A 10,751-nucleotide genomic window follows, 5' to 3' on the forward strand; every position below is an offset into this window, starting at 1 on the left:
TGTAAACGCTGTATTGCCGAGGTGGTGGAATTGGTAGACACGCAACCTTGAGGTGGTTGTGCCCATAGGGTGTAGGGGTTCGAGTCCCCTTCTCGGTACCAATTATCAGGAGAGCCCGCTGTTGCGGGCTTTCTTGTAGGTGGAAGGTTACATTGACCCTGTAAGGGATCGGTCGTATACTTCCGCCCCAGCTTTGTCGCGGGGTGGAGCAGTCTGGTAGCTCGTCGGGCTCATAACCCGAAGGTCGTCGGTTCAAATCCGGCCCCCGCAACCAGTTTTAGCGGAGCCCCTTTTAAGGGGCTTTTTGTTAGCTGGACACTTTCAACGCCGCTGTTCGACGGCGTTTCAAGGATGGGCGTTTCGCCCATTTTTTTATTTTGCACAGCATGCACATACATGCACGAGGGGGTTCAGGTGTCGAGCAAGCTAGAAGAGTTGCAGGCCTTGCTGGCCCCGGTGGTCGTGGCCCTAGGCTATGAATGCTGGGGTATTGAGTTTTCGGCTCAAGGTCGCCACTCAATGTTGCGCGTTTATATCGATAAAGAGGGCGGTGTGCTGGTGGACGATTGTGCCATCGTCAGCCGTCAGATCAGCGGTGTGCTGGATGTTGAAGATCCAATTGCCGTTGAATACACCCTCGAAGTTTCCTCGCCAGGCATGGAACGCCCACTGTTCACTATTGAGCAGTTTGCTAAATATGTCGGTGAACAAGTGAAGATCAAGCTGCGATCTCCCTTTGAAGGGCGACGCAACTTTCAGGGCCTTCTGCGCGGTGTAGAAGAACAGGATGTAGTGGTGCAGGTAGACGACCACGAGTTCCTGTTGCCGATCGATATGATCGACAAGGCCAACATTATTCCCAGTTTTGACTGAGACGTGCCAGAAACTGCGGATCCCGCGGATCCAATGGCTTGCGAAAGGCGAGGCGTACGATGAGCAAAGAAGTACTGCTGGTTGTTGAGTCGGTATCCAATGAAAAGGGCGTACCGGCTAACGTGATTTTTGAAGCGCTGGAGCTGGCCCTGGCCACTGCTACCAAAAAGCGTTTTGAAGACGAAGTTGATCTGCGTGTGGAAATCAACCGCCACACCGGAGCCTATGAGACTTTCCGTCGCTGGACGGTCGTCGAAGAAGCCGATCTTGATGATCCGGCCATCGAAACCTGGCCAAGCAAGGTTGCGCAAACGCATCCGGGCGCCCAGGTGGGTGACGTCGTCGAGGAAAAGATCGAGTCCATCGAGTTCGGCCGCATCGCTGCACAGACTGCCAAGCAAGTCATCGTGCAAAAGGTCCGCGAAGCCGAGCGCGCTCAAGTCGTTGACGCCTACCGCGAGCGCCTGGGGGAAATCATCTCCGGCACCGTGAAGAAAGTGACCCGCGACAACGTGATCGTCGACCTGGGTAACAACGCTGAAGCGTTGCTGGCCCGTGAAGACATCATTTCCCGCGAAACCTTCCGTGTTGGCGTGCGTTTGCGTGCGCTGCTCAAGGAAATCCGCACTGAGAACCGTGGCCCTCAACTGATCCTGTCGCGTACCGCGCCGGAAATGTTGATCGAGCTGTTCCGTATTGAAGTGCCGGAAATTGCCGAAGGCCTGATCGAAGTCATGGCCGCGTCCCGCGACCCGGGTTCGCGCGCCAAGATCGCGGTCCGCTCCAAGGACAAGCGCATCGACCCGCAAGGTGCTTGCATTGGCATGCGCGGTTCGCGCGTCCAGGCAGTGTCGGGCGAATTGGGCGGTGAGCGTGTGGATATCGTGCTGTGGGACGATAACCCGGCGCAGTTCGTGATCAACGCCATGTCCCCGGCCGAAGTCGCGGCAATTATTGTTGACGAAGATGCCCATGCAATGGACATCGCCGTTGGCGCAGACAATCTGGCCCAGGCCATCGGTCGCGGTGGTCAGAACGTGCGTCTGGCCAGCCAGTTGACTGGTTGGACCCTGAACGTCATGACCGAATCGGACATCCAGGCTAAGCAGCAAGCAGAAACCGGCGACATCCTGCGCAACTTCATCGACGAGCTGGAAGTCGACGAAGACCTGGCACAGGTGCTGGTAGATGAAGGCTTTACCAGCCTGGAAGAGATTGCCTACGTACCGGTGGAGGAAATGCTCAACATCGACGGCTTTGACGAAGACACCGTCAACGAGCTTCGCGCTCGGGCCAAGGATCGCTTGTTGACTAAAGCCATCGCTACTGAGGAAAAGCTGGCAGACGCCCATCCGGCCGAAGACCTGCTCTCGCTTGAGGGTATGGACAAGGATTTGGCGATGGAACTGGCGGTGCGCGGCGTAATTACCCGCGAAGACCTGGCCGAGCAGTCTATTGACGACCTGCTCGACATCGACGGCATTGACGATGATCGTGCCGGCAAGTTGATCATGGCCGCCCGAGCCCATTGGTTCGAGTAATTAGGCGCGGCCTGAGGAGAGAAGTGCATGACGCAAGTCACGGTGAAACAACTGGCCGATGAGGTCAAAACACCGGTAGAGCGCCTGTTGCAGCAGATGCGTGAGGCAGGTCTGCCGCACACCGCCGCCGAGGAACATGTGAGCGACAGTGAGAAGCAATCGTTGCTGACTCACTTGAAAAGCAGCCACAAGGCGAAAGTGGAAGAACCGCGCAAGATTACATTGCAGCGCAAAACAACCAGCACCCTGCGGGTGGCTGGTAGCAAGAGCATCAGCGTTGAAGTGCGTAAGAAGAAAGTCTTCGTACAGCGCAGCCCGGAAGAAATCGAAGCCGAGCGCAAACGCGAGATGGACGAACGTCGCGCAGTAGAAAATGCTGCACGTCAGAAGGCTGAAGAAGAAGCCAAGCGTCGCGCCGAAGAAGAAGCGCGTCGCCAGCCTGCTGCTGCGCAACCTGCTGGTACTGACGCAGTCGCTGCGCCTAGCGCGCCTGTAGAAGCTGTGCGTGAGGCCGCTCCGGTTGCCGCTGCACCAGCGCCTGCTGCTGACGCTCGCAAGCGCGACGAACCTCGTCGTCCGGACAAACCACGTGCCGACGATAACAATCGTCGTAGCGGCGGTGGCGATGGCGAGCGTAAAAACGCTCCACATCGTGCTTCGGTCAAAGAGAAAGCGCCTGCTCCGCGCGTTGCCCCACGTACTACCGACGAAGAAAGCGATGGCTTCCGTCGTGGTGGTCGCGGCAAGGCCAAGCTGAAGAAACGCAACGCCCACGGTTTCCAGAGCCCAACCGGCCCTGTCGTGCGTGAAGTGAAGATCGGCGAGACCATCACTGTTGGCGATCTCGCCCAGCAGATGTCGGTCAAGGCTGCTGAAATCATCAAGTTCATGTTCAAGCTGGGTACCCCGGCCACCATCAACCAGGTACTGGACCAGGAAACTGCCCAACTGGTTGCTGAAGAGCTGGGCCACAAAGTGACCCTGGTCAGCGACACCGCCCTGGAAGATTCCCTGGCCGAGTCCCTGAAGTTTGAAGGTGAAGCAGTTTCCCGTGCTCCAGTCGTGACCGTCATGGGCCACGTTGACCACGGCAAGACTTCCCTGCTCGACTACATCCGTCGTGCCAAGGTTGCCGCGGGCGAAGCCGGCGGCATTACCCAGCACATCGGTGCCTACCACGTTGAAACCGACCGTGGCATGGTGACGTTCCTCGACACCCCTGGTCACGCCGCGTTTACCGCCATGCGTGCCCGTGGTGCCAAGGCGACTGACATCGTGATCCTGGTGGTTGCAGCGGACGACGGCGTGATGCCGCAGACCATCGAAGCCGTTCAGCATGCCAAGGCTGCTGGCGTGCCGCTGGTGGTTGCCGTGAACAAAATCGACAAGCCGGGCGCCGATCTCGATCGCATCCGTAGCGAACTGTCGGTTCACGGTGTGACTTCCGAAGAGTGGGGTGGCGACACTCCATTCGTACCGGTCTCGGCGAAGATGGGTACCGGCGTTGACGAACTGCTTGAAGCCGTCCTGTTGCAAGCCGAAGTCCTGGAACTGACCGCTACGCCATCGGCTCCTGGCCGTGGTGTGGTCGTTGAATCCCGCCTCGACAAGGGCCGTGGCCCGGTTGCGACCGTGCTGGTTCAAGACGGTACCCTGCGCCAAGGCGACATGGTGCTGGTCGGTTCCAACTACGGCCGTGTACGTGCCATGCTCGACGAGAACGGCAAGTCCATCAAGGAAGCAGGTCCTGCTATCCCGGTCGAGATTCTCGGCCTGGACGGTACCCCGGACGCTGGCGACGAGATGAGCGTGGTTGCCGACGAGAAGAAAGCCCGTGAAGTGGCTCTGTTCCGTCAAGGCAAGTTCCGTGAAGTCAAGCTGGCCCGTGCTCACGCCGGCAAGCTGGAAAACATCTTCGAGAACATGGGCCAGGAAGAGAAGAAGACGCTTAACATCGTCCTCAAATCTGACGTGCGTGGCTCCCTCGAGGCGTTGAACGGCGCCTTGAATGGCCTGGGTAACGACGAAGTGCAAGTGCGTGTTGTCGGTGGCGGTGTCGGTGGTATCACCGAATCCGACGCCAACCTGGCACTGGCTTCCAACGCTGTACTGTTCGGCTTCAACGTGCGTGCCGATGCTGGCGCACGGAAGATCGTCGAGCAGGAAGGCCTGGACATGCGTTACTACAACGTCATCTACGACATCATCGAAGACGTCAAGAAAGCCCTTACCGGCATGCTTGGCAGTGACGTGCGGGAAAATATCCTGGGTGTTGCCGAAGTACGTGACGTGTTCCGTTCGCCGAAGTTTGGCGCGATCGCCGGTTGCATGGTTATCGAAGGGACTGTGCACCGTAACCGTCCAATCCGTGTACTGCGTGAAGACATCGTTATCTTTGAAGGCGAGCTGGAATCCCTGCGCCGCTTCAAGGATGACGCTTCCGAAGTACGTGCCGGCATGGAATGCGGTATTGGCGTCAAGAGCTACAACGACGTCAAGCCTGGCGACAAGATCGAAGTCTACGAGAAGGTCCAGGTTGCTCGCAGCCTCTAACTCGCGCACTTCAGGAGCCACGCCGCGTGTGGGCATGCAAATGCCCCGCGCAGTGTCCGGACTCTAAACGCAACGCCCGGTCTGGCTTTTGTCAGGCCGGGCGTTTGCCGCTTTCAGACCCACGGGTTTCACCGTGAGGCAGTAACAGGTAACAAGACATGGCAAAAGAATACAGCCGTACCCAACGTATCGGCGATCAGATGCAGCGCGAGCTGGCCCAACTGATCCGTCGCGAAGTCAAAGACCCGCGTGTTGGCCTGGTCACCATCACCGCCGTTGAAGTGAGCCGTGACGTTGGTCACGCCAAGATCTTCATCACCGTGATGGGCCAGGACAACAGCGAAGAGATCGCGCAAAGCATCAAGGTGCTCAACTCTGCCGCAGGTTTCCTGCGCATGCAGTTGGCCCGTGAGATGAAGCTGCGTAGCGTGCCCCAGTTGCACTTCCACTACGACGAGAGCGTCGTGCGTGGTGCGCATCTGTCGGCCCTGATCGAGCGCGCTGTGGCTGAAGACAATCAGCATCCGTCCACACCTGAAGACGCCAAGGAGTAAGCGGTGGCTCAGGTCAAACGTATCCGCCGTAATGTCAGCGGTATCATCCTGCTCGACAAACCCATTGGCTTTACCTCCAATGCCGCGTTGCAGAAGGTCCGCTGGCTGCTCAATGCCGAGAAGGCCGGGCATACCGGCAGCCTTGATCCCCTGGCCACTGGCGTATTGCCATTGTGCTTTGGCGAGGCTACCAAGTTCTCGCAATACCTGCTCGATTCGGACAAGGGTTACGAAACCCTGATGCAACTGGGCAAGACCACCACCACGGCGGATGCCGAAGGTGATGTTCTGCAGGTTCGCGAGGTGACCGTTGGTCGTGCAGATATTGAGGCTGCCTTACCCGCTTTTCGTGGGCAAATCAGTCAGATACCGCCGATGTACTCGGCTCTCAAGCGTGATGGCCAGCCTCTTTACAAGCTGGCACGTGCGGGCGAAGTAGTGGAGCGCGAACCGCGTTCTGTTACTATTGCGCGCTTGGAATTGCTTGCCTGTGAAGGCGACACTGCCCGCTTGGCCGTGGACTGCAGCAAAGGCACCTATATCCGTACCCTGGTGGAAGATATCGGTGAGCAACTCGGTTGCGGCGCGTACGTTGCAGAGCTGCGACGCACCCAGGCCGGCCCTTTCACCCTGGCCCAGACGGTCACGCTGGAAGAGCTGGAAGCCGTGCATGCCGAAGGCGGCAACGAAGCAGTTGATCGCTTCCTGATGCCATCGGACAGCGGTTTGCTGGATTGGCCATTGCTGCACTTCTCGGAGCACAGCGCGTTCTACTGGCTCAACGGCCAGCCGGTGCGCGCACCGGATGCCCCGAAGTTCGGCATGGTGCGGGTACAAGATCATAACGGTCGCTTTATCGGTATCGGTGAAGTGAGCGAAGACGGGCGCATCGCGCCGCGTCGGCTGATTCGGTCAGAATGACTGAACGAGTGTGGCTGTTAACAGGCACGGTCAACACTCATTTTTAGATACAGGGATTTGTCCCTGGCCTGTTGAAACTGCCCTTTGGGTGGTTTCCTGAAAAAAGGATTGCCTCATGGCTCTCGACGTTCAAGAAAAAGCACAAATCGTAGCTGACTATCAGCAAGCTGTTGGTGACACTGGTTCGCCAGAAGTGCAAGTTGCACTGCTGACCCACAACATCAACAAGCTGCAGGGTCACTTCAAGGCCAACGGTAAAGACCACCACTCCCGTCGTGGTCTGATCCGCATGGTAAACCAGCGTCGTAAGCTGCTGGACTACCTGAAAGGCAAGGATCTGGGTCGTTATCAGACTCTGATCGGTCGCCTGGGTCTGCGTCGCTAATCAGCGATTGCGCTAGAGGTTGGTTGTTTGCCGTGTGTCAGTGGGATTCCCGCTGGCCCATGGCAGGCTCCCAGCCTCAAGTTTTATCTGGATCCACGTTTTACCCTGGACAAGGGTTGGGCCGACTCCCGACATTGCCCAAGAATTTCGCAAGAAGACAAGTTCCCCAAGAGCCACAAAGAAGGTAGGACACCGTGAACCCGGTAATCAAAAAATTCCAGTTCGGTCAGTCGACCGTTACCCTCGAGACAGGCCGTATCGCCCGTCAAGCCTCCGGCGCAGTGCTGGTCACCGTTGACGACGACGTTACCGTATTGGTGACCGTTGTAGGCGCCAAGACCGCTGACCCAAGCAAAGGCTTCTTCCCTCTTTCCGTTCACTACCAGGAAAAGACTTACGCTGCCGGTAAGATCCCTGGTGGTTTCTTCAAGCGTGAAGGCCGTCCTTCCGAGAAAGAAACCCTGACTTCCCGACTGATCGACCGTCCGATCCGTCCGCTGTTCCCAGAAGGCTTCATGAACGAAGTGCAGGTTGTCTGCACCGTCGTTTCCACCAGCAAGAAGACCGATCCGGACATCGCTGCGATGATCGGCACCTCGGCTGCCCTGGCTATCTCCGGTATTCCTTTCGATGGCCCGATCGGCGCTGCCCGTGTTGCGTTCCACGAAAGCACCGGCTACCTGCTGAACCCGACTTACGAACAACAGAAAGTTTCGAGCCTGGACATGGTCGTTGCCGGTACTTCGGAAGCCGTGTTGATGGTTGAATCGGAAGCCAAAGAGCTGACCGAAGACCAGATGCTGGGCGCGGTACTGTTTGCTCACGACGAGTTCCAGGTGGTGATCAACGCGGTTAAAGAACTGGCTGCCGAAGCTGCCAAGCCAACCTGGACCTGGGCGCCTGCGCCTGAAGCCACCGAACTGCTGGGTGCTATCCGCTCCGAGTTCGGCGCACAAATCTCCGACGCCTACACCATCACCATCAAGGCCGACCGTTACGCTCGCCTGGGTGAGCTGAAGGACCAGGTTGTGGCCAAGCTGTCCGGTGAAGAAGGCCAGCCTTCTTCCAGCGAAGTCAAAGCAGCATTCGGCGAAATCGAATACCGCACCGTTCGCGAAAACATCGTAAACGGCAAGCCACGTATCGACGGTCGCGACACTCGCACCGTACGTCCGCTGAACATCGAAGTCGGCGTTCTGCCAAAAACCCACGGTTCGGCCCTGTTCACCCGTGGCGAAACCCAGGCCCTGGTTGTTGCAACACTGGGTACCGCCCGTGACGCACAGCTGCTGGACACCCTGGAAGGCGAGAAAAAAGACCCGTTCATGCTGCACTACAACTTCCCTCCGTTCTCGGTAGGCGAGTGTGGTCGCATGGGTGGCGCTGGTCGTCGCGAAATCGGTCACGGCCGTCTGGCCCGCCGTTCGATTTCGGCCATGCTGCCTGCTGCTGACGTGTTCCCGTACACCATTCGTGTGGTGTCGGAAATCACCGAGTCCAACGGTTCCAGCTCCATGGCTTCCGTGTGTGGTGCTTCCCTGGCACTGATGGACGCCGGCGTGCCGATGAAGGCACCGGTTGCCGGTATCGCCATGGGCCTGGTTAAAGAAGGCGAGAAGTTCGCCGTCCTGACCGACATCCTGGGCGACGAAGACCACCTGGGCGACATGGACTTCAAGGTAGCCGGTACCGCCAAGGGTGTGACCGCGCTGCAGATGGACATCAAGATCAAGGGCATCACCGAAGAGATCATGGAAATCGCTCTGGGCCAAGCCCTGGAAGCGCGCCTGAACATCCTCGGCCAGATGAACCAGATCATTGGTCAGTCCCGCACCGAGCTGTCGGAAAATGCTCCGACCATGATCGCGATGAAAATCGACACCGACAAAATCCGTGATGTTATCGGTAAAGGCGGCGCGACCATCCGTGCGATCTGCGAAGAAACCAAGGCTTCGATCGATATCGAAGACGACGGTTCGATCAAGATCTTCGGCGAGACCAAGGAAGCGGCTGAAGCGGCACGTCAGCGCGTCCTGGGTATCACCGCTGAAGCCGAGATCGGCAAGATCTACGTGGGTAAGGTTGAGCGCATCGTCGACTTCGGCGCATTCGTCAACATCCTGCCGGGCAAGGACGGTCTGGTTCACATCTCCATGCTGAGCGATGCTCGCGTAGAGAAAGTGACCGACATCCTGAAAGAAGGCCAGGAAGTGGAAGTGCTGGTACTGGACGTGGACAACCGCGGCCGTATCAAGCTGTCCATCAAGGACGTAGCAGCAGCCAAGGCCTCGGGCGTTTAATTACCCCCAGGCTTCACGCTGAAAAAGGACTCTTCGGAGTCCTTTTTTATGGCTTTGGGAAAGTGACGGTAAATCAGCTGTTTAGCCCAGTGCAAAAGCCGCAACTTGCATGCAGGCACGACGGGCTTCATGCAAGTTGCACGATTCCGAAAATTGAGTATTTTTATAACTTGTTGTTTTTTAAGGATTTTGTTAGTTGGTAAAAGTTGGCACAGCGCCTGCAACAGTACTGGTAACCCTGCAGCATTAACGTTGAAACGCTGCAGACCTTTGAAAAAACAGGAGTTACTCGTATGAAGAAGTTCGCTATCGCTGCTGCAACTGCCACCGCTCTGACCCTGACCATGGCTAACGTTGCGTTTGCCCAAACTTCCCAGGCGCCAATGGTTGTAGCCGCCGGTGAAGTGACCAAGGCCAAAGAAGCGACCTCCGATACCTGGATCACCACTAAAGTCAAAGCTGACCTGGTCACCGAGAAAGGCATTCCTGGCACCGACATCAAAGTCGAAACCAACAAAGGCGTGGTTTCCCTGTCTTCCACTGTGGCTGTCACTGATGCACAGAAGGAAATGGCAGTGGCCATCACCAAGAAAATCAAAGGCGTTAAAGCTGTATCGGCCGACGGCCTGAAAGCAGAGTAACGCGCAACGAATCGACTGGACTTAACCAAGGCGGCCACGGGCGAGGCAGATATCCGCTCAATGCACCTTATAGGTTCATGCGACCGACCACAGGGATGTGGTCACTACGGGCCCCGGCACTTGTGTCGGGGCCCGTTTTATTTGTGACGTGGAATGCATTTTGGCAGGGTGGCATATCCAGTGTGTGCGGGCTTGCCAGCAGGTCTTGTGCTGCTCCCACTGGCCTCATCACGGGCAAGCCCGGCTCCCACATTGATCGAGCTTATTCAGGATGAGCGCGGTCAACTGTGGGAGCTGGCTTGCCTGCGATGGCGATCACTCAGGCAATAAAAATTTAAAGCTTGCCGAACGTGCCAGCAGGTCTTGTGCTGCTCCCACTGGCCTCATCGCGGGCAAGCCCGGCTCCCACATTGATCGAGTTTATTCAGGATGAGCGCGGTCAACTGTGGGAGCTGGCTTGCCTGCGATGGCGATCACTCAGGCAATAAAAATTTAAAGCTTGCCGAACGTGCCAGCAGGTCTTGTGCTGCTCCCACTGGCCTCATCGCGGGCAAGCCCGGCTCCCACATTGATCGAGTTTATTCAGGATGAGCGCGGTCAACTGTGGGAGCTGGCTTGCCTGCGATGGCGATCACTCAGGCAATAAAAATTTAGAGCTTGCCGAACGTGCCAGCAGGTCTTGTGCTGCTCCCACTGGCCTCATCGCGGGCAAGCCCGGCTCCCACATTGATCGAGTTTATTCAGGATGAGCGCGGTCAACTGTGGGAGCTGGCTTGCCTGCGATGGCGATCACTCAGGCAATAAAAATTTAGAGCTTGCCGAACGTGCCAGCAGGTCTTGTGCTGCTCCCACTGGCCTCATCGCGGGCAAGCCCGGCTCCCACATTGATCGAGTTTATTCAGGATGAGCGCGGTCAACTGTGGGAGCTGGCTTGCCTGCGATGGCGATCACTCAGGCAATAAAAATTTAGAGCTTGCCGAACG

At 57.4% G+C, this 10,751-nt stretch carries 8 protein-coding genes and 2 tRNA genes; all 10 read left to right on the plus strand.

Features of this window, described 5'->3' with window-relative positions; all coding sequences use genetic code 11:
* The first annotated feature begins 15 nt into the window (after positions 1–15).
* Positions 16–101: transfer RNA gene (locus AO268_RS17760), tRNA-Leu, on the plus strand.
* 96 nt (positions 102–197) lie between these two features.
* A tRNA-Met gene (locus AO268_RS17765) sits at positions 198–274 on the plus strand.
* Between the two features lie 140 nt (positions 275–414).
* Positions 415–873, plus strand: coding sequence for a ribosome maturation factor RimP (gene rimP / locus AO268_RS17770; RefSeq protein ID WP_159439769.1), 459 nt, complete (start codon positions 415–417; stop codon positions 871–873).
* 59 nt (positions 874–932) lie between these two features.
* Complete coding sequence (gene nusA, locus AO268_RS17775; protein WP_038445977.1) at positions 933–2,414, plus strand: transcription termination factor NusA; 1,482 nt, start codon at positions 933–935, stop codon at positions 2,412–2,414.
* A 27-nt stretch (positions 2,415–2,441) separates the two neighbouring features.
* Complete coding sequence (infB, locus tag AO268_RS17780; RefSeq protein WP_076962745.1) at positions 2,442–4,967, plus strand: translation initiation factor IF-2; 2,526 nt, start codon at positions 2,442–2,444, stop codon at positions 4,965–4,967.
* 158 nt (positions 4,968–5,125) lie between these two features.
* Complete coding sequence (rbfA, locus tag AO268_RS17785; protein WP_029298974.1) at positions 5,126–5,521, plus strand: 30S ribosome-binding factor RbfA; 396 nt, start codon at positions 5,126–5,128, stop codon at positions 5,519–5,521.
* Between the two features lie 3 nt (positions 5,522–5,524).
* Positions 5,525–6,442 carry a tRNA pseudouridine(55) synthase TruB gene (truB, locus tag AO268_RS17790; RefSeq protein ID WP_076962746.1) on the plus strand — a complete coding sequence of 306 codons (918 nt, stop codon included), beginning with the start codon at positions 5,525–5,527 and terminating at the stop codon, positions 6,440–6,442.
* A 115-nt stretch (positions 6,443–6,557) separates the two neighbouring features.
* Positions 6,558–6,827: a 30S ribosomal protein S15 gene (gene rpsO, locus AO268_RS17795; protein ID WP_003177875.1), complete on the plus strand. Its 270-nt coding sequence runs from the start codon at positions 6,558–6,560 to the stop codon at positions 6,825–6,827.
* 194 nt (positions 6,828–7,021) lie between these two features.
* Positions 7,022–9,127, plus strand: coding sequence for a polyribonucleotide nucleotidyltransferase (gene pnp / locus AO268_RS17800; RefSeq protein ID WP_099169417.1), 2,106 nt, complete (start codon positions 7,022–7,024; stop codon positions 9,125–9,127).
* A gap of 293 nt (positions 9,128–9,420) precedes the next feature.
* Positions 9,421–9,768 (plus strand): BON domain-containing protein, encoded by a 348-nt coding sequence (locus AO268_RS17805; RefSeq protein WP_032862919.1) that lies wholly within the window; start codon positions 9,421–9,423, stop codon positions 9,766–9,768.
* Positions 9,769–10,751: the final 983 nt, after the last annotated feature.

This window comes from Pseudomonas sp. ICMP 8385 (genome assembly GCF_002699915.1).
Taxonomy (GTDB): Bacteria; Pseudomonadota; Gammaproteobacteria; order Pseudomonadales; family Pseudomonadaceae; genus Aquipseudomonas; species Aquipseudomonas gessardii.